Source organism: Cutibacterium porci (assembly GCF_009696315.1).
Classification (GTDB): domain Bacteria; phylum Actinomycetota; class Actinomycetes; order Propionibacteriales; family Propionibacteriaceae; genus Cutibacterium; species Cutibacterium porci.
In genome coordinates, this window is the sequence record NZ_VUMG01000001.1 from 559,694 (window position 1) to 585,654 (window position 25,961).

The 25,961-nt window shown below is 63.0% G+C and carries 22 protein-coding genes and 1 tRNA gene; 14 read left to right on the plus strand and 9 right to left on the minus strand.

The genetic code is table 11. The features are described from left to right. The first annotated feature begins 239 nt into the window (after positions 1-239). From topA to FYJ43_RS02340, 8 genes are all read left to right on the plus strand, one after another. Positions 240-3,035, plus strand: a complete 2,796-nt coding sequence (topA, locus tag FYJ43_RS02305; protein WP_154561569.1) for a type I DNA topoisomerase — start codon at positions 240-242, stop codon at positions 3,033-3,035. Position 3,036: 1 nt separating this feature from the next. Further along, a complete protein-coding gene (locus FYJ43_RS02310) occupies positions 3,037-4,524 on the plus strand; it encodes a hypothetical protein (protein WP_154561571.1) in 1,488 nt (495 codons plus the stop codon). Next, positions 4,517-5,158 carry a dTMP kinase gene (gene tmk, locus FYJ43_RS02315; RefSeq protein WP_154561573.1) on the plus strand — a complete coding sequence of 214 codons (642 nt, stop codon included), beginning with the start codon at positions 4,517-4,519 and terminating at the stop codon, positions 5,156-5,158. The genes FYJ43_RS02310 and tmk overlap by 8 nt, the downstream gene beginning before the upstream one ends. Before the next feature lie 71 nt (positions 5,159-5,229). Continuing rightward, on the plus strand, positions 5,230-6,438 hold the full coding sequence (locus FYJ43_RS02320; protein ID WP_326833242.1) for a DNA polymerase III subunit delta': 1,209 nt from the start codon (positions 5,230-5,232) through the stop codon (positions 6,436-6,438). Between the two features lie 132 nt (positions 6,439-6,570). Next, positions 6,571-7,368: a DoxX family protein gene (locus FYJ43_RS02325; protein WP_326833243.1), complete on the plus strand. Its 798-nt coding sequence runs from the start codon at positions 6,571-6,573 to the stop codon at positions 7,366-7,368. A gap of 86 nt (positions 7,369-7,454) precedes the next feature. After that, positions 7,455-8,105 carry a regulatory iron-sulfur-containing complex subunit RicT gene (ricT, locus tag FYJ43_RS02330; RefSeq protein WP_195839884.1) on the plus strand — a complete coding sequence of 217 codons (651 nt, stop codon included), beginning with the start codon at positions 7,455-7,457 and terminating at the stop codon, positions 8,103-8,105. A 244-nt stretch (positions 8,106-8,349) separates the two neighbouring features. Continuing rightward, positions 8,350-9,792 carry an alpha/beta hydrolase gene (locus FYJ43_RS02335; RefSeq protein ID WP_195839885.1) on the plus strand — a complete coding sequence of 481 codons (1,443 nt, stop codon included), beginning with the start codon at positions 8,350-8,352 and terminating at the stop codon, positions 9,790-9,792. An 86-nt stretch (positions 9,793-9,878) separates the two neighbouring features. Further along, on the plus strand, positions 9,879-10,211 hold the full coding sequence (locus FYJ43_RS02340) for a hypothetical protein (protein WP_154561582.1): 333 nt from the start codon (positions 9,879-9,881) through the stop codon (positions 10,209-10,211). A 78-nt stretch (positions 10,212-10,289) separates the two neighbouring features. On the opposite strand, the gene FYJ43_RS02345 is transcribed toward FYJ43_RS02340, so the two are convergent. Continuing rightward, complete coding sequence (locus tag FYJ43_RS02345) at positions 10,290-11,939, minus strand: DUF885 domain-containing protein (protein ID WP_154562158.1); 1,650 nt, start codon at positions 11,937-11,939, stop codon at positions 10,290-10,292. Positions 11,940-12,096: 157 nt separating this feature from the next. On the opposite strand from FYJ43_RS02345, the gene FYJ43_RS02350 reads away from it, so the two are divergent. Then, a tRNA-Thr gene (locus FYJ43_RS02350) sits at positions 12,097-12,172 on the plus strand. Positions 12,173-12,266: 94 nt separating this feature from the next. On the opposite strand, the gene FYJ43_RS02355 is transcribed toward FYJ43_RS02350, so the two are convergent. After that, complete coding sequence (locus FYJ43_RS02355) at positions 12,267-12,707, minus strand: hypothetical protein (RefSeq protein ID WP_154561584.1); 441 nt, start codon at positions 12,705-12,707, stop codon at positions 12,267-12,269. Positions 12,708-12,979: 272 nt separating this feature from the next. Between FYJ43_RS02355 and FYJ43_RS02360 the strand changes: the two genes are divergently transcribed. The 3 genes from FYJ43_RS02360 (at position 12,980) to FYJ43_RS02370 (ending at position 17,201) form a co-directional block, all read left to right on the plus strand. Continuing rightward, positions 12,980-14,578, plus strand: a complete 1,599-nt coding sequence (locus tag FYJ43_RS02360; protein ID WP_195839857.1) for an HsdM family class I SAM-dependent methyltransferase — start codon at positions 12,980-12,982, stop codon at positions 14,576-14,578. 21 nt (positions 14,579-14,599) lie between these two features. After that, positions 14,600-15,322 (plus strand): PaeR7I family type II restriction endonuclease, encoded by a 723-nt coding sequence (locus FYJ43_RS02365; protein ID WP_154561588.1) that lies wholly within the window; start codon positions 14,600-14,602, stop codon positions 15,320-15,322. Between the two features lie 85 nt (positions 15,323-15,407). Next, positions 15,408-17,201, plus strand: a complete 1,794-nt coding sequence (locus tag FYJ43_RS02370; RefSeq protein WP_154561590.1) for a hypothetical protein — start codon at positions 15,408-15,410, stop codon at positions 17,199-17,201. A gap of 104 nt (positions 17,202-17,305) precedes the next feature. Here the strand turns inward: FYJ43_RS02370 and FYJ43_RS02375 are convergent, their stop codons facing one another. Continuing rightward, positions 17,306-17,539, minus strand: coding sequence for a hypothetical protein (locus FYJ43_RS02375; protein ID WP_154561592.1), 234 nt, complete (start codon positions 17,537-17,539; stop codon positions 17,306-17,308). Between the two features lie 9 nt (positions 17,540-17,548). Further along, a complete protein-coding gene (locus tag FYJ43_RS02380; RefSeq protein ID WP_154561594.1) occupies positions 17,549-17,860 on the minus strand; it encodes a hypothetical protein in 312 nt (103 codons plus the stop codon). A 114-nt stretch (positions 17,861-17,974) separates the two neighbouring features. On the opposite strand from FYJ43_RS02380, the gene FYJ43_RS02385 reads away from it, so the two are divergent. Then, positions 17,975-18,604, plus strand: a complete 630-nt coding sequence (locus FYJ43_RS02385) for a hypothetical protein (RefSeq protein ID WP_195839858.1) — start codon at positions 17,975-17,977, stop codon at positions 18,602-18,604. Positions 18,605-18,780: 176 nt separating this feature from the next. On the opposite strand, the gene FYJ43_RS02390 is transcribed toward FYJ43_RS02385, so the two are convergent. The 5 genes from FYJ43_RS02390 to FYJ43_RS02410 all read right to left on the minus strand — a co-directional run bounded on the left by FYJ43_RS02390 (position 18,781) and on the right by FYJ43_RS02410 (position 24,319). Then, the gene (locus FYJ43_RS02390) at positions 18,781-20,928 is read right to left on the minus strand and encodes a relaxase family protein (protein WP_154561598.1); all 2,148 of its coding nucleotides are present in this window, start codon (positions 20,926-20,928) and stop codon (positions 18,781-18,783) included. After that, positions 20,925-21,452: a hypothetical protein gene (locus FYJ43_RS02395; RefSeq protein WP_154561600.1), complete on the minus strand. Its 528-nt coding sequence runs from the start codon at positions 21,450-21,452 to the stop codon at positions 20,925-20,927. The genes FYJ43_RS02390 and FYJ43_RS02395 overlap by 4 nt, the downstream gene beginning before the upstream one ends. A 302-nt stretch (positions 21,453-21,754) precedes the next feature. After that, positions 21,755-22,276 (minus strand): hypothetical protein, encoded by a 522-nt coding sequence (locus tag FYJ43_RS02400; protein ID WP_154561602.1) that lies wholly within the window; start codon positions 22,274-22,276, stop codon positions 21,755-21,757. A gap of 59 nt (positions 22,277-22,335) precedes the next feature. Further along, positions 22,336-23,736 (minus strand): hypothetical protein, encoded by a 1,401-nt coding sequence (locus FYJ43_RS02405; RefSeq protein ID WP_154561604.1) that lies wholly within the window; start codon positions 23,734-23,736, stop codon positions 22,336-22,338. Positions 23,737-24,097: 361 nt separating this feature from the next. Next, positions 24,098-24,319 (minus strand): helix-turn-helix transcriptional regulator, encoded by a 222-nt coding sequence (locus FYJ43_RS02410; RefSeq protein ID WP_195839859.1) that lies wholly within the window; start codon positions 24,317-24,319, stop codon positions 24,098-24,100. A 352-nt stretch (positions 24,320-24,671) separates the two neighbouring features. Between FYJ43_RS02410 and FYJ43_RS02415 the strand changes: the two genes are divergently transcribed. Beyond that, positions 24,672-25,910 carry a tyrosine-type recombinase/integrase gene (locus tag FYJ43_RS02415; RefSeq protein ID WP_154561608.1) on the plus strand — a complete coding sequence of 413 codons (1,239 nt, stop codon included), beginning with the start codon at positions 24,672-24,674 and terminating at the stop codon, positions 25,908-25,910. Positions 25,911-25,961: the final 51 nt, after the last annotated feature.

Sequence of the window (25,961 nt, forward strand, 5' to 3'; positions counted from 1 at the left end):
CAGCATGACTTAGTCGGTGTGGCTGTGCGATCTGGTCAGTGAACTGTGGATTTTGGTTCGTCTCATGGGCCCGTTGAGGGGCGAATTGGTCGCTTCTTGGACGAGTCTGAGATGCCGGATGCGGCCGCTGTTGTTACGGTTGACGCGCGACCACCGGCGACGGTGCCGCTACATTGGGCCGCGGACCGTCCATTCCGGGCAGCCCGGCAGCCCACATCACGTCAACGGAGAAGGCAGGAATGTCACCGACCAAGAGCCTCGTCATCGTCGAGTCCCCCCATAAGGCCACGATGATTGCCGGGTACCTGGGGCCCAAGTACACCGTGCGAGCCAGCCAGGGTCACGTGCGAGACTTGCCCACGAGCGCTTCCGAGGTCCCCGCCAAGTACAAGGGGGAGTCGTGGGCGCGTACCGGAGTTAACGTCGACAACGAGTTCACCCCGATCTACGTCGTCTCCCCAGAAAAGCGGTCAACGATTCGCGAGCTCAAGAGTTTGCTGAAGGACTCTGACGAACTGTTACTCGCCACCGATGGTGACCGCGAGGGCGAGGCTATTGCGTGGCACCTGCTTGATGAACTCAAGCCAAAAGTGCCGGTACGCCGCATGGTGTTCAATGAGATCACCGAAAAAGCCATCAACGAGGCTGTTGCTCACACTCGGGATCTCGATACTGACCTTGTCGACGCCCAGGAGACCCGACGCATTCTCGACCGTCTTTACGGCTACGAGGTCTCCCCGGTGCTGTGGAAGAAGGTCCTGCCGCGGTTGTCAGCAGGCCGTGTGCAGTCGGTGGCTACCCGTCTCGTCGTCGATCGCGAGCGTGAGCGGATCGCCTTCACCAGCGCGAACTACTGGGACATGGAGGCCACCCTTGCTGCGAGCTCGGACACGTTCCAGGCTCGCTTGGTCTGCCTTGACGGCACCAAAATTGCCACTGGTCGCGACTTCGACTCCCACGGGAACCTCACCTCGGCGGTGCGACGCCTCGACGAGGCCACCGCAACCACCATTGCGAAAGCCCTTGGAAAGGCACCATTCACCGTCACCAAGGTAGAGTCGAAGCCGTACACCCGCCGCCCCTACGCCCCGTTCCGCACCACGACCCTGCAGCAGGAGGCAGGCCGCAAGCTCGGTTTCACCTCTCAACGCACGATGTCGGTGGCCCAGAATCTCTACGAGGGCGGTTACATCACCTACATGCGTACCGATTCGGTGGCGCTGTCCGAGGAGGCTATTCACGCCGCCCGCAGTCAGGCTGCCGAGCTCTACGGGGCTGACTACATTCCTGACAAGCCGCGTATCTACGCCTCTAAGGTGAAAAACGCCCAGGAGGCCCACGAGGCTATCCGTCCCGCCGGTGAACACTTCCGCACTCCCGCTGAGACTGGCCTGAGCGGCGACGAGTTCAAACTGTACGAGCTGGTCTGGATGCGAACTCTCGCTTCCCAGATGGCTGACGCTAAAGGTGAGACCCTTTCTGTGACCATTGAGGCCACCCCGGCTTCGCCGGTGAGCCTGTCTGACGGCGACGTCGCCACGGCGACTTTCACGGCGTCAGGGCGCACTATCACGTTCCATGGCTTCCTGCGAGCTTATGTTGAATCCGTCGACGAGGGAGCTTCCGACGACGCCCAGAAGCGTTTGCCGCAGCTGTCGAAGGGCCAAGATGTGGATCCGCGTGAGGTGACGCCTAACGGTCACGACACTCGTCCACCCGCTCGTTACACCGAGCCCAGTTTGGTGGCGAAGCTGGAGGAGCTCGAGATCGGTCGCCCGTCGACATACGCGTCCATCATCCGCACCATCACCAGCCGCGACTACGTTTTTAAGAGGGGCTCGGCTCTGGTGCCGACCTGGCTAGCTTTCGCCGTCACCAGGTTGTTGGAGGAGCATTTTTCCAACCTTGTCGACTACCAGTTCACCGCCGACATGGAGGAGACCCTCGATCAGATTGCTCAAGGTAATGCCGATCGGGTAGCGGTTCTTTCGGCCTTCTATTTCGGTGACGCGAAGTCCGATGACGGTGACATTCCGACCCCTACCGAGGGTCATGAGGGCCTGCACGAGCTTGTCACCGAGCTCGGTGATATTGACGCCCGGACGATCTGCACCTTCCCACTCGGTGACTCTGACATCGTCGTCCGGGTAGGTCGCTACGGCACGTACATCGAGGATTCTGAAGGCAACCGGGCCAATGTCGACGACGCCCTGCCCCCCGACGAGCTCACCGTCGATGTCGCCAAAGAGCTGCTGGCAAGCCCGAACGGTCAAGATCGTGAGCTCGGATTGGATCCGCACAGCCATCGTCCGATCGTGGCCCGCAACGGTCGCTTTGGCCCGTACGTTACCGAGGTCCTTGACGACGACGAAGCCACTGAAGTCGTGGAGACGACAACGAAGGATGGCAAGAAGCGTCGCACCAAGCGCAAGGTGAAGCCGCGCACTGCTAGCTTGTTCAGGTCGATGAGTCTTGAGACCGTCACCCTTGACGAGGCCCTCATGTTGCTCTCGCTGCCTCGGGTGGTGGGAACGGCGGCCGACGGCACCGAGATCACCGCACAGAACGGTCGCTACGGCCCGTATTTAAAGAAGGGCACCGACTCGCGTTCCTTGGGCACTGAGGACGAGATTTTCTCTATCACCTTGGAGCAGGCCGAGGCCATCTATGCCCAGCCGAAGCAGCGCGGGCGTGCTGCGGCAAAACCGCCGCTGCGTGAACTTGGCGAGGATCCGAATTCGGGGCGGCCCATCGTCGTCAAGGATGGGCGTTTCGGCCCGTATGTTACCGACGGTCAAACTAACGCGACCCTCCGTAAGGACGACTCGGTCGACGACATTACCCCGGAACGTGCCCAGGAGTTGCTGGCCGAAAAGCGAGCCAAGGGACCTACCAAGAGGAAGAGCCCGGCTCGCAAGAAGGCGATCGCTCGCACGGGCACGGCGAAGACTAAGGCCGCCGCAAAGAAGTCGACGGCGAGCGCACAGTCGTCTAAGTCGGCCAAGACGACCGCAAAGACGTCTTCAGGACGCTGAGATGACGTCGGCGTGGCGTTCGGGCAGCACCGAACCGTTGTACTTCGAGTTGGCGTGGACCGCTGCTCGACCGGCTCCCGTCGGCCTGCGTACGACCGGCGCTGTCGTTGGGGCCCGCCGAACCATCGAGTGTGACATCACCTTGCTGGACTCTCCGGATCATCGGCTGCTGAGGTCGGGAATCGTCCTTGCCCACCGGGTCGTGGATGGTCTAGGGGAGTGGTACATGGACGCTCCCGAGTGGTCCCCGTGGCTTCCGGTGGCCCGGTCAGTGGCCATCGATGCCGCTGGCGAATTGCCGCAAGACTTCACCTGCTTGGCTCGTCCTTTCCTGCGCGGAGCGACGCTGTGCCCGGTTGCGGCACTGTCGTGGGAGCGCACTGAGACAGGCTTGGAGGCCCCGGACTCCACCAAGCTGGCCCTGATCCGCGACGACCGTATTGCGGTTGTCCAGTCAGGGGTGACGACGTCTCGGGTTCGCGAGTTGACGATCAACCCACGACGGGGCCTCACCGATGGTCAACGAGAATGGCTCACTAACCGCATTTTGGCTTTGGGTGCCGTGCCGGTTACGCGGCACCCGTCGGTGTTGCGCCGACTGGGCCCGGGCGCTGGCGCGCTCACCGACTATCCTCGCCCCCATCTTCATGATGGTGCCGGGGTGCAGACGTGGGTGTCAGCTCAGCTTGCGGGGCGGCTGCGTGACGTTATCGAAGTCGATGTTGCCGCGCGTTGTCAGGGGATGGATTTAGGCCCAACTGAGACGACGCGAACCGAGCCGCGGGTACTCCCAGAGTCACCAGATCGCACTGATCTGGTGGGAATGGGATACGACCCGATGACGACGCCAGCTCCTAGCATCCACGACGGCAACCACGGGTCTATTAGGCCGCTTCAGAAAGCGATCCGGGCGCTGTCGCAGTCGCTAGACGCAATGTCGGGTCTGCTCGATCACACCTGGGTTGAGCGTGCCCAGAACTTGTGTGCGCAAGTGCTGGATTTGGATCCCCATCACATCAGCATCCACCACGTGTCTCGGGAGTATTACCAGCTGCTTGAGGAGATCACGGCGGCGGCGCGCTCCCCACGTCTGACCGTTGATCCTGATCAGCCTGCGCGCCCGACCATGAAGCGCATGCTTCGGGAATCGGTAGCTGAAGCAGTGGCGAAGTGCGATGACCTTGAGGATTCGCAGGGATGGTCGGCAGCTGAAGCTGCGGTTCGTCACGCGGCGGCAGTTGCCGAGATCCTTGACACTGGTCGGGCCGACAAGGTGGCTAAGCGACTGCGTCCAGTCGTCAAGGAGATGGTGCCTACCAGGCGCAGGGTGGGTGACGTTGTTGACGTCTGCGAGATGTCTGTTCAGGAAGCGTTTGAGGCCGGACGCGAGGTAGAACGCGCCTCGGCTGCGTTATCCGCGGCCCAGCAATCGTTTAGGGACGCGTGGCCTCAGCATCGTCGCAAGATCCTTAAGGCTATCCATGGGTGACACGGTAACCGGTCGCGATCTTGGCGGCGTATTCGTCGTTCTTGAGGGTGGCGATGGTGCAGGTAAGACGACGCAGTCGCGACTGCTTGACCAGTGGCTGACTGCTGAGGAAATTCCCCACATCATGACTTATGAGCCCGGAGATTCCTGGCTCGGTCAGCGGATACGGCAGTTAGTGTTGTCCCCTGATTCCGGCCCTATCTGCTCCCGTGCTGAAGCATTGCTGTACAACGCTGACAAGGCGCAGCACCTCGACGAGGTCGTCATTCCAGCTCTGCGAGAAGGCAAGGTCGTCGTTTGTGACCGCTACGTCGATTCGACGATCGCTTATCAAGGGGCTGGCAGGGCCCTCGATCCCGACGAGGTCGGTCAGCTCGCGCGCTGGGCGACGGCTGGGCTGGTACCTGACGTGACGGTTCTGCTCGATGTCGATCCCTGCGAAGGTACCGGCAAGATCGCCGCGAAAGATCGCTTGGAGGCTGCTGGCGACGAGTTCCACCTTCGGGTCCGTCAGCACTTCCTTGACCTCGCCGCTGCCCATCCGCAACGATACCTCGTCCTCAACGCGCGGAATACTCGCACCCAGATCAGTGAGGCTATCCGCCACCGGGTGGCTGGCTTGCTCGGTCGGTAGCAGGTCTCGATCGGTAGCCGTTCTCGATCAGTGGTAGTTGCAGTGTCGCGCTGATCTGCAACGATGGTGGTGTGGGCGATGTGTTGACCGGCGTGTGGACTGATCTCGTGGGCCAAGAGAAGGCCGTCGGGGTGCTTCGCCGTGCCGTCGAGTCGCAGCCCGGGCGCTTCTCTCACACCATGAGCCACGCATGGCTGGTAACGGGTCCTCCTGGATCGGGCCGGTCGAATGCTGCGAAGGCTTTTGCGGCTGCTCTGCAGTGCGACAATCACGGCTGTGGTCAGTGCAATGCCTGTCGAACGTCCTTGTCAGGAGCTCATCCGGACGTCACCCTTGTGCGCACTGAGACGCTGTCTATTGGCGTCGACGAGGTCCGCGAGCTGGTCCGTCGGGCAGCGCTGAATCCGGTGCATGGGCGTCACCAAGTTGTCGTCATTGAGGATGCCGATCGCATTACTGAACGCGGAGCTGACGCCTTGCTCAAAGCTATTGAGGAGCCTGCGCCGAAAACGGTCTGGTTGCTGTGCGCCCCCACCCCAGACGACGTCATCGTCACGATCAGGTCACGGTGTCGGCGTCTTCACTTGGCGACGCCGCGTGACGAGGCTGTGGCAGATCTGCTAGTCCGACGTGACGGCATTGCCCCACAAGTGGCTGCTGAAGCCGCTCGGGCTGGTCAAGGCCATATTGGGCGGGCGCGGCGGCTTGCGTGGGACGAAGAGGCCCGCGCTCGGCGCGATGCCATCGGTGACCTGCCTACTCGGTTACGGAGCCTGGGAGATTGTTTGCGGGCAGCCGAGGATCTCGTCAATCAGGCCGGTGAGGAAGCTGCCGCCGCTACTACTGAGGTTGACGCTGCTGAGCGGGCCGAGTTGGAAAAGGCTTTGGGTTTCGGTTCCTCTGGTGCTCGACCGCGCAATGCTCAAGCTGCAATCCGGGATCTAGAACGCCAGCAATCTGCGCGGTTGAAGCGGCTGCAGCGCGACGCACTGGACCGCGTTTTGACGGAATTGACGGCTTACTATCGTGACGTGCTGGCCATCCAGATCGGTGCGGTGCGCCCGGAAGAAGAGAATGCACTGCGAGGTGCTCGCCTTGTCAATGCTGGCTGGTCGGCCTCGTTGCACCGGGTGGCAGATTCGCACAGTCCTGAGCACACTGTTGCCACGATTGATGCGATCTTGGATGCGCGTCAGAGTTTGGAGCGTGGAGTCACCGCGGTGCTTGTGATGGAAACTCTCTTGATTGCGATGACGGGGGCAGACCGTGCCCGGTGGTGAATCCTCCCTGTCAAGGCATAACGAAGTAAATAACAACGGTGTGTTGCGCGGCTGTGGCAGCGAGTTTCGTGGCAAAGTGTGAATGTGCCGTGCCGTATCCTCGGTGCGGTCCCCAAATCGTGAGGATTGAGCGTGAGTAAGGCGATCAAGAGGACTACAGCGGACTCCACCGACGCCGAGACCACCCGGGTCATCCGGACGGGGGCCTCCCGCGTGGATGCCGATTCCAACCAGACTGAGGTCATCGAACCTGCGGACTCGGAGCGCACCAGCGTCATTGACGACGACGTTTTCCGTCCTGATACCGAAAGGACTCGCGTTGTCGACGACCGCGAGTTTGAGGAAGAGCGCCGCCGTCGCGAACTAGCCGAGCAGCGTGCCCGTGAACGTGCTGATCGTCAAGCCATCGAGGCTGAACGTCAACGTCGTGCTGCCCATGCCGCGCCCGAGCCGGAGCCGGTGACACAACCCGCCCCCAAGCGCACCACTGACAAGGCCATGGCATCGCTGGGTTTGTTCCTGTTCCGCCTTATTGTCGGCGGGATTGTTGGGATTCACGGATTCCAGCACCTCACCCAGCGAGACCTCACGATGCGCGCGGTTCAGGCTCTTCCGCTGCCCAGCGGGTACGCTCAGACCGGTGTGTGGGTGCTGGGTATCTGCGAGTGCATTGCCGCAGTGTGCATCATCCTTGGCCTGTTTACCCGCGTCGTGGGAGTCGGCGTCATCGCGATCATGGTGCTTGCGCTGACTTTTATCTTCTGGGGCAGTTTCGCCATCTTCAAGACGATAGGTTTCAAGGGAGAGCTGGAGCTGTTGTTAGCCGGGTGTGGCGCGTTGCTGGTCTTCCTGGGTGCCGGCGGGTGGTCCATTGACGCTGCCTATCGGCGCAGCCGTGCTGCCGCTAAGGCAGAGGAGGCCGGCTACTGAGTCGGGTCGCAGCGGTTGCTTTCCGCGAATACGGTCAACTTTTTCACCTCGACGTCGGTGGTCTCGACGTCGAGGTAGGTTCATGGCTGTTTTATCCCACCCCGGACGGGCCGCTGGTGTGCCGGTGCGTGTGGGGGCCCGAAGACGTCGATCTCGACACGACGTTGCCGATCTGCCCTGGGATAGCTGACGAGGCCGCAGTCGCCGCTGCAGCGCGTGACCGGCACACCCGGGCTGAGATTTTGGACATAGCTCGTCGCACCGTCGAGGACCTGGGCGTCGATATGGAGGTGTTGGCGATCGACCTCGTCGAGTCTGACGATGGTCGTCTCATCGCGGTGTATTTCCGTGCTCCACGGCGAGTGGAGTTTTCCACGATTGTTGGGCCCCTCGCGCGGCGGTTACACGCCCGGATCGATCTGCGTCAGCTTCGTGGCCGCGATACAGCTAGGGCCGTCGGTGGCGTCGGAGTATGTGGTCGTCCGCTGTGCTGCTCGACCTTCCTGCCTGAACCACTGCCTGTACCGAACCGTCTTGCCAGCGAGCAGTCGATGGCATCCAACCCCTTGGCAGTGACGGGCGCGTGCGGCAAACTCATGTGCTGCCTGCGGTACGAGTCACCTTATTATGTTGATTTCGAGGCTGCCCTCGGGGAGGCCAGTGTCCCGGATGGTCCGGGATGTCCGCTGGTGTCGGCATGTTCGCGCAGGCGGCACCTTGAGCACCACGACGCCTGACCCTGGGAGGGACCCCATGAGACGACGCGATTCCCGGATGATTGCGGCAACCTTGGTCGCTAGTTGCTTGCTCGCGTTCACCGCATGTACCAGCAAGAATGCTGCTCCCACCCCGTCGGTCTCTGCGACGCGTGCAACAACCGCCGGGCCGAGCGCGTCGGCGACGGCGTCGATCGCACCGGCGCGCGATAAGGCTGACGCCAACCCTCCGGTCGCGTTCTTCGATCCGAAAGCGCACGCTCTCATGGAAGGCCCACGCAGCCCCGATCGGCAGACGATGCATCCCGCTGCGGACGACGACACCCATTTTGCCAAGGCGCCGGCTGGTCAAGGAATGAAGCGCTACCTGTCGCGGAAGGTTTCGTGGCACGGTTGCGGGAAGTTCCAGTGCGCCGACATTCCGGTGCCGTTGGACTGGGACGACCCGGATGGCCCAGCAATCACGTTGGCGCTCAAGCGTAAACCGGCTGAGGGTGCTGCTAAGGCCACCCTGTTCATCAATCCCGGCGGCCCAGGCGGCTCCGGCCAGGAGATGTTAGATTCTTTCCAGTCGTCGGCCTTTGCCAACCATAACGTCATCGGGTGGGACCTGCGCGGTACTGGTGCGTCGACTCATGTCGATTGTGGCTCGGCGAAGACGATGGATGACCTATTTAATCTTGACGCTTCTCCTGACGACGAGGCCGAATGGAATGAGCTCATCCGGGGCGCTAAAGACTTTGCGCGCAGCTGCCGGGCGCACTCGGGGTCATTGCTGGATCACGTCTCAACGATCGACACCGCTCGTGATCTCGACTATTTGAGGTACCTGGTTGGGGACGAGAAACTTGATTATCTCGGCATCTCATATGGCACGTTCCTTGGTGCCACCTACGCTGAGCTATATCCGGGACGGGTCGGGCATATGGTGCTGGACTCAACGGTGAATATCACAAATCACGACACTGTCAGCCAAGTCGTCGGGTTCGACCGAGCCTTTGGTGATTTCGCCAAGTGGTGCGCTACGCAGGGAAAACAGTGTGATGTGGGAACGAGCGAGGCTGACGTTCGCACAGCGACGTTAGGCTTCTTGGACCGCCTCGACGCTCACCCCATCAAAGTTAATGGCCGAGAGTTGACGCAGAGCCTGGCGGCCACTGGTATTGCTATGTTCCTGTATTCGGGTAAACCAGCTTATACCTACTTGGCCGCCTCTCTCGTGGCAGCTATGAAAGGTGGAAATGCCAGCTATCTTTTGATGGCATCAGACCTTCTTAACGGTCGAAATAATAATGGTCAATGGCAGACGATTGCTTCAGCTTTTCCTGCGATATCCTGTCTTGACCAAGCGGATTTTGGCTTGAAATACCTGCGTCAGGAATGGCCCAAGGAAATGTCCAAAGCCCCGACTTTGGGTAAGGCTCTGGGGGCAATGCCGACATGTGAAGTGTGGACGGCCCGTCCAGCGCCACAGCTGTACATGACTGCCCAGGGCGCAGCGCCGATCCTTGTGCTGGGTGCGACCGGGGATCCCGCCACCCCCTATGAGCAGGCCACATGGATGGCCGACCAGCTCACGTCCGGTGTGTTACTGACTTGGCGAGGAACCGGTCATTCTGCGTGGGAGCTCGGTAATCAGTGCGTCAAGGACGCCGTTGAGGGGTATGTCAACGGTGGCAAGGTCCCTAAAAACGACACAGTGTGCTGACGTGTCGCTTGAGTGCCGACGAGCGCACAGGTAACGGGTAGTTTGGGAGACGTCATTACCCTTGTCTTTGTGAGGAGGGATCGCCCATGACGTTGAGCCAGCGCCACGCAATCGGCATCGTCGTGCGCGTTGTGGGCCTAGCTTTGCTCGCGGCAGCTCTACTCGCGCTGGAATGGGCGTGGCGATCCCACGCGTGGAATGATCTCAAAGCTGTGGATGGACGGTGTGTTCTCGTAGGGGCGCGGGTCGATGACGGGCGTGTCCCGACGGTGGGATGCCAAGAGGATGGTGCTCGGTACGTCAAAGACGTCGTCAAGCCGTCGTCGCAGTGTCCCGAAGGATTGACCCGGGTATCGGTGCGCCATGAGCTGAGTCACGACACGGGGTACGTCGGCGCCCTGTGTGTGCGTAACCCCTGAGCAACTCGACGCGCCTCCAGTCACCGTCGTGACTGCCAGCCAGCTTGCGACCGACTGGCGACACGACGGTAATCCTCGTCAGGAGAGCACTGCTCGACGCAGTACGTCGAGCGGTAGGGCACCCATCCGCAAAACCTTGGTGTGGTATTCCTTGAGGTCAAAGTTCGGGTTGTTGGCTTTTGCGGCCTCCCGCAATTCCAGCCAGGTACGTTCGCCGAGCTTGTACGACGGTGCCTGCCCGGGCCAACCGAAGTAGCGGTTGACCTCGTATCGGGCGGAGCCCTCGTCCATAGAGACGTGGTTGTTGAAGAAGGTCCAGGCCTTGTCCCAGGTCCATTCGCCACCGCCGACCTCTTCGGGGGCGTCGAACTGGCAGTGGAGTCCAATGTCGAGGACGACGCGGGCAGCACGCATGGACTGCCCGTCGAGCAGGCCCATGAAGTGGCCGGGATCATCCATGTAGCCGAGGTCGGCCATCAGCCATTCGGCATAAAGGGCCCAGCCTTCGCCGTAACCTGACGTCCAGTAGTTGCGTCGCCATGAGTTGAGCTCATTGCGAGCTGCGATGGCAGAGGATGTCTGCAGGTGATGGCCTGGGACGCCTTCGTGGTAGACGGTAGTCAGCTCGCGCCAGGTAGTGAAGGTATCGACGCCCTCAGGCACCGACCACCACATCCGGCCAGGACGGGAGAAGTCCTCAGAAGGAGCCGTGTAGTAGACGCCACCGTCATGGGTCGGGGCGATCATGCCCTCGATGCGCTTGGCCTTTTCGGGCACATCAAAGTGGGTACCGTCCAGGAAGGAGATTGCCTCGTCAGCGCGCTCCTGCATCCATGCTTTGAGAGCCTGAGTGCCGTCGATCTGGTAGGCGGGATCGGCGTCAAGGACAGCTATAGCCTCCTTAACACTGGCCCCCGGGCGGATGCGCTCTGCGGTCTCACGCTGCAGTTGTTCGATGCGGGCGAGCTCCTGTTTGCCCCACTCGTAGGTCTCAGCGAGGTCGACGGTGGTGCCGACAAATTGGCGGGATGCCAGCCGGTAGCGGTCGATGCCGACGGCGTCAGTCGTGGAGGCCAACGGAGCGATGTCGGTGGCAAGAACCTCGGCAGTGTGACGGAAATTGGCCTTCGCCGCGTCGATGCCTTCGGCGAGTGCTGACGTCACGGATTCAGGAAGGTCGTCGGAGGCGGTTCGCGCGAAGTAGCCGTCAAAAAATCCGCCGTCGGCGGTCCACGAGGTGATCTGCTCAACGAGGAGGTTCACTTGGCGGATGGCAGGCGTGATCCCGGCATCGATCGAGGCGCGTTGGGTTGCCAACCAGCCGTCCAGAGCAGGACCGGTGGCATGCAGTCGACGCGCGACCGTCAACACTTGGTCGGGGGTTTCTGTGGGCATAGCGTCGTAGACTTCGCGGATCTCATGGACGCCCGAGGCGATGCCGTTGAGGGTGAGGAGGTCGTACCCCTTATCGTGGGTTTCGGCCTCCAATCCGAGGCAGGAGCGCATCGCGGCGACAGTGATCTTGTCGGTATCGTCGGCAGGCATGGCTTGATCAAGGCGGTCAAGGGTGTCCATGGTGAGGCGGTATTGCGCATCCAGACCGTCGGGGGATAGATCGTCGTATTCGTCCTGGTTGAGATCCAGACCGAGGCTAGTGGCCAGAATTGGGCTGGAGGCCACCATGGCATCCCAGTGGCGGTCGGCAACCTCGTCGACCTCTGATCCCATCTGGTGAGTGGTGTGTGTGTTGTCGTTGGTCACACACGTGACGTTATCGCGAGCCACCGACAGGCGTGCGTCGAATGGTGTTCCATGACGATGCGTGTTGGTTTCACAAAGAGGACATTGTGCCGGTATAGTCGTCCGAGCCTGCCATGGCGGGCGTGCCAACTTAGCTCAGTCGGTAGAGCGACGCTCTCGTAAAGCGTAGGTCACGGGTTCGATTCCCGTAGTTGGCTCCAGTGAATGGCGTCATTGCAGGCTCAGATGACGATTCGAGGCACCTCCCAGGAGGTGCCCCGTTCGCGTGGTACGCACGGAAGTACGCATGGAGATCTACGCCGGTGTCGTCGGCCTCTTGAACTCCGGCCGACCATGCCGTTCGGTGACACGGACCGTGTGGTCCAAGATCTTGGTGCGCTTGTGTCCAAGTGCGGTCAGCCACGTGAGCTGGAACCGAATCGTGTACTCGTTTGAATCTCGCGAGCGTGAAGTGGAGCCACCATCGAGTCCTAAGGCCCCGCGGACCTTGAGCGGCTGTCTGCGGAACTCGTCCAGGATCGCGTCACGTGCCGGGGAGAGTTCGAGGGGGATATCCTCTGGTCCGGCGACCTCGTCGCAGGTGTGGGACCCCATCTGGGCTCCGTTGAACAGGATCGACACCTGAACCTGATGGGCGGTATCGGCGCTGTTGTTGCGGATGCAGGTCGGAACGTGTTCCCCATTGGTGACGATGCTCCAGGAGACCAGCGAGGGGTCGAGGGTGTCACTCTGCACGCGTTCGGCAATCTAGTTGGCCTCACGAGCAGTTCTGTTCGCTTCCATCGCGAACCTGTTCGCATCGTGAGCGAGTGCGTTCGCGTCCTCCATGGCCCGGTGCTGTTCGCTGGCCTGCTCATTCGCGTGATGAGCTTGGACCAAGCCGATGATCCCTGTAATACAGCCGATGAGACCGAAGGCGATCGCGAAGAACGAAGCAAGATCCACATGCGTAGTGTCTCAACTTCGCGATGAGCATGGTGTCACAGCTCCCCCCCTATTCTGGTGTCATGACACTCCACGCAGCGACGACACCGAAGAACGGGGCGGTCTACACCCGTCGGTGGGTGGCCGAGACGATCCTCGACTTGGTCGGGTACACGGTGGACGCGCCACTTGAGGAGTGGAGGATTGTTGAGCCGGCTGCCGGTGACGGATCATTCCTCGTGCCGATGCTTGATCGACTCATCGCGCGGGCCAGGAATCGGAACATATCCCTGAGGAGCCTCGTTGATGCTGTCTGCGCCTGGGACATCGATCCAGGCAACGCCGCCACATGCCGGCAGATCGTTGTGGATGCACTCCTGAAGGCCGGTGCCGACCAGGACGTCAGCAGCCTGATCGCCGGCACCTGGATCCAGTGCGGTGACTACCTGCTCGCAGAACCAGAACCGGCCGACGTCGTGGTTGGCAACCCCCCCTACATCAGGTGGGACGATCTCGGTGATCAGCGCGCGGCGCTGTACCGGGCAACCTGCCGGACGATCAGGGGGCGAGGCGACATCTACCTCGGGTTCTGGGAGAAGGCGCTGGAGAGCCTGCGCCCAGGGGGCCGGGCCGGCTTCATCTGTGCAGATCGGTGGATGCGGAACAGTTACGGTGCCGACTTGCGGGCCATGGTGGGAAACGGGTTCGACGTCGAGGCGGTCTGGACCATGCACGACGTCGATGCCTTCCACGAGAAGGTGATGGCCTACCCGGCGATCACCGTCATCGGGCGCGCCACCGGGAGGGCCCCCGTGGTGGTGTCGACGACCTCGGAGTTCGGGGAGGCCGAGTCCCGCCAGGCTGCCCGGTTCACCCTCGGATCTGCTGAGTCCGGGTCGGGGGAGGGCTGGCGGGGCCATCGCCTGGATCATTGGTACACGGGACGTGGCCTCTGGCCATCCGCAGCGCCCGACACGTTGGCACTGCTGGACTCACTGGCCGATCTCCCAACCCTGGAGGAGAGCGGCTGCAGGATCGGGATCGGCCTGGCCTCCGGGTGCGACGCCAGGTTCGTCGTCGACGACGTGCCGGAGGTGGAACTCGACCGCCTCCTGCCGATGACGATGGGGTCCGACCTCAACGGCACGCTGCACTGGGGTGGGCACTACCTCGTCAACCCATGGGGCCCGGACGGCCGGCTCGTCGACCTCGATGCCTATCCACTGTTGCGGAAGTGGCTGGACGTGCCGGAGGTACGTAATCGTTTCGTCTCCCGGAAGCAGCCTCAGAACTGGTTCAGGACCATCGACAAGGTCATCCCCGGGCTCACCAGCAGGGAGAAGCTCCTCATCGCCGACATGCGGCCCCGGCTGTCGCCCTATCTGGAGACCGGGGAGGCATATCCGCACCACAACGTCTACTGGATCACCAGCGATCGATGGGACCTTGAGGTGCTGGGCGGACTGCTCCTGTCGGACATCGCCAGTGCTTTCGTGGAGGCGTACTGCGTGCGCATGGCGGGGGGAACCCTCCGGCTCCAGGCCCAGTACCTCCGTACGATCCGGGTACCTCTCTCGGACACGATCTCTGGGGGCGACGCAAACGCTCTCAGGGAATCATTCCGGAGCCGTGACCGCGAGAAGGCGTCCCGGGTCGCGCACGACCTGTACGGCGTGTCATAGCTGACCGATAGTCTGAGCCTCATGACGCTTGTCTATGAGGACATCACGGAGGCGCTCAGCGCCTACTGGGGCAGAAAGCACCTGCAGAACGAGAACTCCAGGATCGCAGGTGCTGTCGGTGCCGGCACCGCAGGCTCGGTTCGCGGCGGACACCAGTTCGACCCGGTGGCCGCTGTACTGGCCAAGCCCTTCATTGAGGCGGGCTTCGCTCCGGAAGATGTGAGGATCCATGGCGGTGTCACTCTCCCCGGATACTACAGGCCGACGAAGGACTGGGATGTCGTTGTCACCCATCACAAGACCGTTGTCGCAGCGTTTGAACTGAAGGCGCTGGGCGGGCCGTCATTCGGCAACAATGCGAATAACAGAATTGAGGAAGCGCTCGGCTCCTCGACGGATATCCGCCAAGCGGCCGTGGACATGCGGTTCGGCGATGAGCTTCCTTGGCTGGGCTATCTCATCGTTGTAGAGGATCACGAGAAGTCGCGACGACCAGCCACGCCGAAGAAAGTAGCTGGAGGAACTATTGATCCTGTATGGCAAGGAAGCTCCTACCAATCCCGAATAGCGCTCGGGGTCGAACGGATGATCTCCCAACGTGTCTATGATGCCGCGTGCGTGCTGGTCAGCGATTCCGAGAGGCCGGCACCCCGAGAACCATCGTCAATGGCTGATTGGGCGCACTTCGCGGCGGCAATAGATGCACGGATCACGTACCTCAGGAGCCTGGGTATCCCTAAGTGAATAAGACGCGCCTATGGCCAATGTTCCGATAGTGAATTACGGATACTTCGGGCTGATTTGATGATATGAATGTGAGGGAAAGATAGTGGATGTCGAGGGGATGGCTGTCGCTGCTGTCAAAAGCATAATCTCTGTGTGTCCACACCTGGACTCCCAAATTGAGACTAAAGACAAAATACCATTTAATGACGGATATATTGCCTGGTATACCGACGACGGAAGGCATCGCAAAGATCACTTCTACGGGAGAGTTGACATCCAAGTCAAGGGCAGGACAAGGAAGAAGAATCGACGAACGTGGTCTTCCAAGGCGGATGTGTCCAGGGAGGACCTCGAAGGCTATAAGAAGGCGGGTGGGGTTATATATTTCTGGGTAGAGATTGACGAAAAGTCTTTGGATCGAATGGTATCCTACGTTCTACTGAGTCCGTTTCGCATACAAGGGATTTTTCAACAGGAGGGAAGCAAGAAGAAGTACCGGATTAAGGTCAAGAGGTTCCCGTCTGCAGTGGCTGACATTGAAGCACTGGTCAAGATTGCAATCAGAAAGACGCACGAGCGCCCGGACGATGGAATTGATCCGGCCCTGCTTGAGAATGCGAAGTCTCTCGCGCTGTATACTGACCAAGATATCGACTTCAGCAGGCCTGTGGTTCTTGATCAGTCCGATTTTAATTATTCCCTCAGTCTGAGCACTGGCAAGATGACTGTACCCTTAAACGGAAGAGTGGAGTTCCTGCCCGAGGCCTATGTCTCCCACTCATTGGGGGAATCGATCGTGTGTGGCGGGATCCTCTACGAGAATCCAGCTATCAAGCAGCTGGATGATTATAGATTCATGATCGAGTTGAGCCCAGCACTTTCCATGACTTTTGACAGTGAATCTGAATCGTCCACGATAAGCTCGACAATTTCGCGTAAGGGAACACTTGACGATTGCGTCAAGGCTGCTGCGTTCGTATCTTCGCTCATTCAAACGTCAACGATTCAACGAGGTGATCGGACATTCCACTTGGATTGCGCTGAAAAGAATGTGTCGGCGGGATTGAAGACCTATCTTGAGAGGAATAGAGAATATGGCGAGCTGTTCAAGGCGCTTGAGATCAATGCGACGCTGGTCGACGCCTCCAGTGTGACAGATGCTCATGAGCTTGCGCTTCAGAGGATGTACGCGGCACTGGTGATGGGGGAGGAACTGCCAATCGAGACCCACGAACCGTCAAGGATGCGGCAGTCGTTAGGTGAATGGTCGGTTTCGCTTCTGGTGCTCCATGGCTCTGATCTGAAGCATTGGAAGTCCATGGATTTCTTCGACCCGAGGATGCCACGGCAGCTCATTTGGAAACCTGACGAGAATGGCCAGGAGGCAGGGTTCAAGAGGGTTACTCCATATGATGTCGTAGGCCGAGATGAATTGTCCCGGACATTAAATCTCCATCTCGGAAACCTGGTTCCCGCATATCAGGAAGTTCGCGACTATGATCGGGGTTTCAGGCGATCAAACAGGACAGTCCTCAACTTGATTCAATCAGCGGACGATGTTGAACGGAGATCTGAAGAGTTTCTCCACGCCGCCACGATTCTCAATGAATGGGTAATTGCGGAGAACGGTGAAAAGAGCCACCACTTGGTGAACAGATGGCAAATCAAGGCGCGTGGTGGTGATCTCACTGATGACGATATGGAAATGATACGTGAGCTGAGGCGCGACGCCGGGAGGACAGACTCGGAGGATTCGGAGAAGATCGAGATCGGTTGCGCCCTTCTTCTCGGTGAGGGTCGCGAGGCAGATTTCCTTATGAAGAAGCTCTCTAAAGAGGAGTCTGAGCAGATCAAGGGTTGGCCCGTGTGGAATCTTAGAACTCGGTGTTTGAATTGAGAACGGTTGGCCTGGACATGCCTTCGTGTCTCATGGTTATGACAGAGATTGTTCGCAACCCGCGTCGTTGTTTGAAGCTCCCGCTTGGCCGGCGTTCCGTTCATTCACCGGCCCCGTCGCCGGTGCGCTGAGATCGACGTCCCCGTGATCCCGGGGATCCCCAGCTCCTCGTCCTCGTCCCCGCCGCCCGCCTCGTGGACGGCGATCCACCGGACCGCGCCCATGTCGTCGCAGAAGTCCAGGGCCGCGACCTCGGCGTCGTCCAGGACGCGGCCATCCAGTTCCTGGCGCGCCAGCTCCAGCCCGGCGTCGAGGATCCGGGACAGGGGGTCGGTCATCTCAGCTCCTCATTCGTCGTGACGGTGGGCCGCCGGGTCGTCGCCGTAGAAGAAGCCCTTGTCCTCGTCGTCTAGGGGCGGATCCAGATCATCGCCGTCGTCGAGGGCCAGGGGAGTCCAGCCGCCCAGGGCCGCCGGTGACAGGCACACCGCGCAGCACGTCATCCCGGCCTCCAGGAACTCCAGCAGGGTGTCGCGGTCGTGGCCGGCGTTGAAGTCCCCGGTCTCAGGATCCCAGCCGGGGTAGGTCCCGCAAAACGGGAGCAGGTCGTCGGCCTGCTTGTAGAGGTGGTGGATGATTTCACCGCGGATGTGAACCATGCTCAGATGATGACACAGGCCCAGGACGAGTTCTGCCTCATAAACGAGTCAGTTCGGCGACGTCGCTCAAGGGGACCCTGTGATGACGCCGTCTGGCGTGGCACGATCGCGGCCATGCAAATCGATGCTGTGGGTGTGAGTGTGGGGGAGCTGGACATGGAGGTGACGCTCCTCGGGGAGGGTGAGGAGGAGATCCGGTCTCTCCACGGAGAGCTGCGGGGATGGCCGGTCGACGATCCGACCGGCGAGTGGAAGGAGAAGAGGATCGGCGATGTGCTCGGCTGGGTGTCGCGGTCGCCCTTCAGCCCTGATCTCGTCGGTGCCGCCGACGTGCTCGACGCCGAGGCCGCTGAGATGGCCTGGGCGGCGACCGACTTGGTCGAGACCGTCGAGGACGGCGCTACCGACGTCGTGCTGGTCAGCCGGCTGAAGATCAATGGCGGCGACACGTCTGATCTTCCGGTGGAGGGGCGGCTGGAGCTCTTGCTGGGACCGACCCTGAGGGTGCTGCTGGACACTATGCAGGCCGATCCGGCCACCACGGTGCTCGTGGTGGGCACCGGCGGTCTTCTGGTCAGCCATAACGAGTTTCTCGGTGAGGATGCGGACCGGGCGGCGTGCCGTGCAGCGGACCTACAGCCCTTGGGTGACGGTCGGTGCTGGTACCTGCCGCATCCAGTCCCGGGGAGCTGGGTCTATCAGGCTGATGCCCCTTCGCTCTTCCGACGGATGCGGGGGATCTAGAACGACCGGGAGAACATCCTCTGAACCCGATGGGCGATGAGGGTGGCTGCGGCCTTCTCCAGGAGGCTGCAGCACGAGCTGGGCACGCCCGTCGGGGGACTCCCCGGTGACCCCACCACATCGTGAGGCCCTGATCCTGGCGCGAAGATTCACTTCCCACGTCTCGCTTGCCGTGGTCAACCCAGTCCGAGGTCGTAGAACTGGTCGTCGTGGTTCCTGGTCTCCTGTGTCTCGACGGTCCGGTCGCGCGTCCGGCGGGCAGTTGTCCGGTGGCGCTCTTTGAGCACCTGCGGGGACTCGATGCTCAGCTCCGGTGTGTCGGTCGCGTAGACGCCGTCGCGGATCTGGGAGTCCAGCGCCCTGACCCGGTTCTGGTGGTACTCGACCCACTCGCCGGCCTCCTTCACCCGGTCGCGGGCCTGCCAGTACCCCTCGTCCCACGTTCGGTAGCGCTTCGCATCGGTCCGGCGCTGGACCACCTCGGCCTTGCGGGTGGCCAGGGCGTCGCCGTACGCCCGTCGGACCTCCCGGAGCGACACGTAGGCCCGAAGCCGGTCGGCCACGTCGGGCGAGAACCCCGTCGCCCATCTGCCCATCATTTTCGGGCCGATGCCCCCGGCGGCGCGCAGTTCGGCCGCCCATGCCCGGCGCTCGGCGACCGAGGACTCGTCGGTCGGTACCCGGGTGTGCCAGTGCTCGTCGAGGTCGGCCAGGGCATCGCGTCGGAGCCGCATCTTCTCGGTAGTGACCCGTGCCCCGCGCAGTCGCGAGGTGTAGACGGGCTTCTCAGCGGCCGTGGGTGCCGACGGCTGGCGCAGCCGACGCAGCTCGGTCTCCAGCTCTCCGCTTCGGACGGCGCGTCGCAGGCCGAGCTCACCGTTGACCTTCACCGTCTCGGCGTGGGCGGCGGGGTGTCGGGCGCGCCAGTCGTCGATGAACGCCTTGCGCATCAGCCCCATCTGTTCTGGGTAGGCATGGGTGAGCCTCGCCATTTCGGCGTCGATTGCCCGCGCCTCGGCCATTGCCGGAACCTCCCCAGGGCCCTTGTCCGCTCCGGTCGCCTCGCGGGCACGACGGGCGCCCAGTTCCTTCTCAGCCTGGCGCTTCGCCTGCCGAGTGCGGGCGGCGGGGGAGCGTCGGGCCATCTCCTCGACGTCGTGGCGAAGACTGAGCAGGCCCTGCCGGTCGTCGGGCGTGAGCGGTTCCGTCGTGTACGGCAAGGGTTTCGCGGGCCCGGCGTGCTGGGGCCGCCTGGCCTCGATCTCCTGGCCGGCGGCCGCTAGTTCCAGCATGGCTCCGACGCCGTCGTAGGAAAACTCGGGTCCGATGGTGGCCCCTCGGGCCCTGGCCTTCCCGTCGGTGAGCCGGTAGGTGTAGTCGTGCTTCTTCGTCGCCCTGCCCCGTCGGAGTCCGGCCTCCTCGACCACGATTCCGCGGTTGGCCATCTCGGTGACGTACCGGTCGCGGTCGCCGGCGGAGGTCCTCATCGACTCCAGTGCGGCCCGGCGGATGTAGTCGTGGGAGGACTCGTTGCCACGCCTGGCCTCCCAGTAGTCCTTCTGCGACGACCGGACCTGCGCGGCGTCGTACTCGGGGGTGCCGACCCTGGCCAGGGACTGAATGAGGCCGTGCTCGGGGTGGGTGTCCAGGTACTGCTCGAACCGGGCGCGTGTCGCGTCGACGTTCGTCATGTCGCCGGCCATTTTCTGGCCCGCCCGGTACCGGTGGCCTTCGAGCGTGAAGTCCTGAAAGATCGTGGCGTTGGAGGCGACGTGGACGTGGACCAGGCCGGACTTGCCGTTGCGCTCGGCCCAGATCGACTCCTGCAGGCCGGGGTACATCTGCTGCCTGTGGGCCACCACGGCGTCGAAGAACCGCATGCTTTCCTCCGGGTTCTCGGGGTTCACCAGGTCGGCACCGGCCGCGTAGATGGTGTGGGTGGCCTCGGAGTCGCGGATCGCCATGGTGTCGTCGGGTTCAATGCGCAGGTGCGTCGGCGTCTCGCCGGGGCGGGCCGGTCGCTTGCGCCAGCGCTTGCCGTCCCAGACCCGGACGGTGTCGCCCATGGCACCACTCGGGTGCTGGCCGTCATCGTCGCACACCTCGTAGCGGGCCCGTGGCCGCCGGACTGCGCCGTCTGTGCCGTGACGTCGCCGGGTCTGGGCCCACTCGCCGATCTGAACGTGCAGGTCGTGGGAGCAGTGGCGGGTGGCGTCGTAGAGGTGCTCCTCGTCCTGGTCGTCGGTGAGGCTGTCGCGGTAGCGCTGCAGGGATACCGCCACCCGTCCCGTCAGCACCTTGACGGTGACGCCGCCGGTGGTCATCGCAGCCTCGCCGTGATCGCTGCCAGGTCATCGGCGGCACGTCGCACCCCGGCCAGTACCCGGTCATCGCCGGACTCGGCGTCGGCCTGTCGCGCCAGGTCGCTGCGGATCGCGTCCAGGCTCTCACTGATGAGACGGACATCGTCGGCGTCGATGGTCTCGCCGCGCTCGGCACGGATCCGCAGCACGTTGGCGTACTTGGCGACCTGGTTGGAGTGGACGCCGATGGACTGGCGCTGGCGGGCCCGGCTGTCCCATGCGGTCCCGGTGTCGGCCAGCGCGGCCACCAGCCGGTCGACGATGCCGGACAGCGCGCCCGCGGCCTGTGCCACCGCTTCGGCAGCGGCACTGCGCCCCTCGTCCTGTGGGCCGGGTGCGAACCGCTCGTAGACCTCGCGGAGCATCGCCGCCCTCGACAGCCCTAGCTCGGTGCGGTCGGCGTCGAGCCGCTTCATGGTCTCCGGCGACAGTCGCACGAAAACGCCGGGCGGCGCGTCGTGCGGCACCGTGCGTATCGAGACCATTGCTGCTCTTCCGGGCGAGGGGTGATACTGCCCAGAGTACTGCGTACGTACGGGCCAGGCAAGCAGTCTGACACGATATCGGGCGCAAGCGCCCTCATCGTGTCAGCCCACCCACCGCCGGTTTCGTTCCTCGCCCGCCGGTGTCTACAAGGGGGGCTGCGTCCCCCCTCGCTCGCAAGCTCGCTCACCCCTGCCGGACACGTTGGGCAGGGCCCGAGCGGTGCACCGTGAACGGTGCGGTGGTACGGAACAACCCCCCGTCACCAGCAGGTGACGGGGGTCGTGCAACATGTGCGCCGGTGCTAGGAGGCAACAGCCTCGGATCCCCACGACGGCTGCATGTCGCCAAGGTCGTCGTTGGTCTCATCCTCACCGTCGCCGGAGTAGGCGTAATGGGTGCCGTCGGGCTGGTCGTACTGCTCATCGCTCCTGGTGGCCGCCGCGGTCTTGGTCTCGCCGCGGCTCTCGACCGCGGCGGCATCGTCGGCCTTGAGCCGGGACAGCACGTCCGGGCTGCAGCGGTTCAGCTCCTCGACGACAGCGTGCACCAGCTCGACCAGGCGTCCGGTGCGGATGGCCTCGTCCTTGTCGCGCGGCTGCGTGTAGGTCTGGATCGTGCCGTCCTTCTTGGTCCTCGTCCGGGTCAGGACGGGTTCAGGGGCGACGTCGAGCAGGGCGTAGAGATCGGTGACGGCCGTGACCCGGGCGGGTCCCGCCGCAGCGATCAGCCGCATGGTCTCGCGCTCCTCATCGGCGATGGCCTTCTCCTCGGCCTTCTGCTGGCGCTTGAGCTCGGCCAGCTTGGCCTTGTGGTCGATGGTCATGGTGACTCCTGTTCGTGTGTCAGGGCTGATGATTTCGGTATCGGACAAATTCATGGGGTTCATTGGGAGTCCCTAGTCGGGGCAAAGAATTCAGAAATGGGTTGACTGATATCAGAGAACCGCGCGAGGTATTCCTCCTTGGTGATCGAATCCTCGTCGGCCATCCGCTCGGCAACACTGTCGCCAGCGGTGACAATGGGTGCGGTCTGCCGGGCCTCGATCTCGGCGACAGCCTCGGCGCGGTCGCTCTCGGGGAGAGCGCGGGCGGCCTTCACGGCGTCGGCAAGGACAAGGCGGTAGCGCTCCGACGTGACGTAGCCGTCAAGTTCACCGCGGCCCGTGGCAAATCGTGAGCTGACGTTGACGGTGAAGCCGGAGGCGTCCACCGGAACGACAATCGGCAGGCTGGCCGCCGCCTGGCCGTGAGCGTCCTTGATCACCATCGCATAGCGATACTCCAAGCTGGCGCGGAACCTCTCGAACGGCTGTGTCCCGAAGATCACAGTGTGCTTGTGAATGAGCTGAGTCTGTCCGTGTGTCGTGGTGATGCGGCACGGCTCGGGACGGGCCGACAGCATCGTGAACACGTCGGTCAAGGTGCCCATCGGCCCGGACTCCTCGAACCCAAGAGAGAAGTGCGCACCCCACAGGTCAAGATCGTCGGCGGTCATGAGGAGCACCGACTCCCCGTCGTAGCCGTCGGCCTCCTTGCCGTCGCCGAACCTGCCGTGAGTCCGAATGCGGAAGAACCGGCCGTCATCGGCCAGCGTGCGGGCCAGCGCCTCGACGAGGTTCTGCATGGAGGGATGCACCGTGTCCGGAACCTGCACGTAGAAGTTCACCCGCACCGGGGGCAGATCGGCGGGCCGGATGTCGCGGAGCGCGGCGGCCCTCAGCTGGCGGAGCTGGCGCATGTTCGACACGCCGTGGTGGAAGCCGTCCTCGGCGCTCATGCTCCCGTCGCGCACGGCGGCAAGGACAGCCGAGCGAGACGGCCTGGACCGGTCCAGGGAGCGGCGCTCACGCTCCAGGCGGCAGTTGAGAACCTCGGTCCACTCGCCGTACCAGTCCCACCCCGGCGTCGCGGAGACCTCCTCGGCGTCGTAGACGTGCTTGTGGGCTTCTGGGGGCTCGTTCTCGTGGGTGAGGTAGCCCATGGTGTCTAAGAGGCCACGGTGGCCGCCTGAGACCTTCTGGACGGGCTCACAGCCGGGGAGCCACTGGCGGAACCGGGAGGCGGGCAGCGCCTTCGTCGTGTGGAGCACGCCCTGCCAGTGGGGGGCGGTCGCCGTGGCGTCGTCCCGATCGTGGAGGATGAGGCCCCAGAGCTTGACCTGGGCGCGCGAGGTCAGGTTCTCGACCAGGGTCCGGCGCTGGTCCTCGGTGGTGCCGGTGAGCCGGGAGACGGGGATGACGAACATGATCGTTCTGGCCGTCTCGGTCGGCGTCATCTCACGCATGGGGTCTCCTCGGTGGGGGTACAAGTCGGAAGCGAATTGGCCCCTCCAGTCTGTACCCCGTGGGTACAGAAAATAAGAGTTGTACCCCCACTTGTACCCCCTTGATCACTTAGATCAGAACCAGGCTCGGGCGCGTGCGTACGGGCTGTGACAAGCAGGAATGCTGGTGCAGCGGTTCTGGACAGGGGACACTCCGGGGACCAGGGGTACAGGGGTACAGATGAATTCTCACGTGCACGCGCATGCGAGGCCAAGATTGAAAAACTTGAGAACAATGAGAACAGGGCACTCAGACCGCGCCGTGGCGCGGTCTGAGCAGTTCTCAAGGCTGAGTACAAAGCTGAGAACAGCCGGGGGATCCTCACCGGGCACCGCCGGTAACCACGCGGTTGGCGGCCACCCAGGCGTCCAGGTCTGCAATGGCGTAGACGACGCGTCGCGGCCCGAGCGTCGAGTAGGCGGGGCCCTTCCCCTGATAGCGGTACCGCTTCAAGGTCGGAACCGACAGTGCCAGATAGCGGGCCGCGTCGTCGGAGGACAGGTAGGCGGGGCGAACGTCGTCAGACGGGATGGATGAAGACATGAGAACTCCACAGGGCGTAGGGGGAGGCAACTGTGTGGAGTCCGAACGGATTGCGACTCCCTCGCGGGGCCGATGCCTCATCGCGAGCAGGGGATCTGGTGATCATCAGATCGACGTCCTACACCAAATGTAGTAGATCATGAGGCGTCACGCCACAACATGTTGCGCCGTGGAGACTATGTGGGGTCCATGCGGAGCGCCGGGATCGGAACTGTGAACCAGCGCCAGGGCAAGGACACGAACTGACCGGTACGCACACGTCGCTTAGCATCACCACGGCTCACTAGGGCGCAGTAGGGCGCGTGGCCAGCAACAGATGTTTCCGCTGGTTCGAGTCGGTTAGGATTCCCTCATGGCAACCCGCAAGGCCTCCAGCGCCAAGCTCACCGTCGGTGAGGACACCATCACCCGGGCCAACCCCCGCCTGCGCGACGGGGTGTACTGGCTCGACTGGTCGGCCCGGATCGCCGAGGACCGTCCCGTCGTCCATCGCCGGTCGAAGGGCCGCACCCAGGGTCAGGCCCGCGCCCGGGCCCGGGCCACCCTGGCCGCGCTGAAGCGCGAGGACGAGCGCCACCGCTGGAAGCCGTCGGCATCGATGAGCGACTACATCGGCCAGGTCTCCCGCCCGGCCATCGAGAACGCCGATCTGAGGCCCTCGTCACGCTCGCGGTACCTGGGAGCCCTCCAGTGGCTCGCCGACGCGTTCAAGGGGCACACCATCGCCTCGGCGACCCACTTCCGCGCCCTGGAGGACGTCCTGAAGACCATTGCCACCGAGCACAGCCCCGAGTCGGCCCATCAGGCGCGATCGGTGCTGAGCAAGTACGTCCTGAGCCAGCTGATCCGCGACGAGGTCATCACCGCCTCGCCCATCCGCGGCCAGCAGCTCGACCTCGGGAAGTCCGACCCGGTGCGCGGTGGCCGGGCACTGTCCCGCGACCAGTGGCGGGCCGTCGTCAACCACTGGCTGGCTCTGGATCCCGCCGAGGGCGTCGCGCCGCCCAAGCGGGGCATGTACACCCTGGCCGACAGGATCGCGGTACGGCGCAACGCCCTCGATATCTCTTTGCTGCAGGCCACCACCGGGCTGCGGGTCTCCGAGGCGGCCGGGATCACCTGGCTTGACGTCTCCGGCCGCGGGGAGGGGCGGATGACCGTCACCGTCACCGCGAACCTGTCGAAGACCCACAGGGCCCGGACCGTCCCCGTCCTCGACGAGCGCGTCGCCGAGCGGATCCGGGCCAGGGAGGGCGACGACCCCACCGTCCCGGTCATCGGTTCGCCGGCCAAGCCGGAGAAGATCTGGGAACAGCGCCAGCGGGCCCGGGCCATCGCCGAGCTCTACGTTCAGACCGCCGAAGCCCTGGACATCGAGCTGCTGGTCACGGCCCGCTCCCACGTGTGGCGGGCCACCCTCAACACGATCGCCATGAACCTCGGTGTTCCGGCCGATGTCAGGTCGGCCTCGTTCGGCCACACCCAGGACGAGAACCGCCAGTCCTACACCGATCTCACCGACCTCACCCCCATGACCGACGCAATGAGCGCGGCGTTGGAAGGTACGCACACGGGTACGGACGCGAACTGATACTTCACGGTCCCTGAAGATCCGTCATGACCCGGCTAGAAGCCCGCTGAC

What these genes read in the sequence shown, in the direction of transcription:
- FYJ43_RS02335 (WP_195839885.1), top strand. Translation starts at nt 8,350, where the DNA reads ATGGAAGGCCCACGCAGCCCCGATCGGCAGACGATGCATCCCGCTGCG.
- FYJ43_RS02400 (WP_154561602.1), bottom strand. Translation starts at nt 22,276, where the DNA reads ATGACCATCGACCACAAGGCCAAGCTGGCCGAGCTCAAGCGCCAGCAG.
- FYJ43_RS02360 (WP_195839857.1), top strand. Translation starts at nt 12,980, where the DNA reads ATGACACTCCACGCAGCGACGACACCGAAGAACGGGGCGGTCTACACC.
- FYJ43_RS02345 (WP_154562158.1), bottom strand. Translation starts at nt 11,939, where the DNA reads ATGGGATCAGAGGTCGACGAGGTTGCCGACCGCCACTGGGATGCCATG.
- FYJ43_RS02410 (WP_195839859.1), bottom strand. Translation starts at nt 24,319, where the DNA reads ATGTCTTCATCCATCCCGTCTGACGACGTTCGCCCCGCCTACCTGTCC.
- FYJ43_RS02365 (WP_154561588.1), top strand. Translation starts at nt 14,600, where the DNA reads ATGACGCTTGTCTATGAGGACATCACGGAGGCGCTCAGCGCCTACTGG.
- FYJ43_RS02415 (WP_154561608.1), top strand. Translation starts at nt 24,672, where the DNA reads ATGGCAACCCGCAAGGCCTCCAGCGCCAAGCTCACCGTCGGTGAGGAC.
- FYJ43_RS02395 (WP_154561600.1), bottom strand. Translation starts at nt 21,452, where the DNA reads ATGGTCTCGATACGCACGGTGCCGCACGACGCGCCGCCCGGCGTTTTC.
- FYJ43_RS02310 (WP_154561571.1), top strand. Translation starts at nt 3,037, where the DNA reads ATGACGTCGGCGTGGCGTTCGGGCAGCACCGAACCGTTGTACTTCGAG.
- FYJ43_RS02405 (WP_154561604.1), bottom strand. Translation starts at nt 23,736, where the DNA reads ATGCGTGAGATGACGCCGACCGAGACGGCCAGAACGATCATGTTCGTC.
- FYJ43_RS02380 (WP_154561594.1), bottom strand. Translation starts at nt 17,860, where the DNA reads ATGGTTCACATCCGCGGTGAAATCATCCACCACCTCTACAAGCAGGCC.
- topA (WP_154561569.1), top strand. Translation starts at nt 240, where the DNA reads ATGTCACCGACCAAGAGCCTCGTCATCGTCGAGTCCCCCCATAAGGCC.
- FYJ43_RS02340 (WP_154561582.1), top strand. Translation starts at nt 9,879, where the DNA reads ATGACGTTGAGCCAGCGCCACGCAATCGGCATCGTCGTGCGCGTTGTG.
- tmk (WP_154561573.1), top strand. Translation starts at nt 4,517, where the DNA reads ATGGGTGACACGGTAACCGGTCGCGATCTTGGCGGCGTATTCGTCGTT.
- FYJ43_RS02375 (WP_154561592.1), bottom strand. Translation starts at nt 17,539, where the DNA reads ATGACCGACCCCCTGTCCCGGATCCTCGACGCCGGGCTGGAGCTGGCG.
- FYJ43_RS02390 (WP_154561598.1), bottom strand. Translation starts at nt 20,928, where the DNA reads ATGACCACCGGCGGCGTCACCGTCAAGGTGCTGACGGGACGGGTGGCG.
- FYJ43_RS02385 (WP_195839858.1), top strand. Translation starts at nt 17,975, where the DNA reads ATGCAAATCGATGCTGTGGGTGTGAGTGTGGGGGAGCTGGACATGGAG.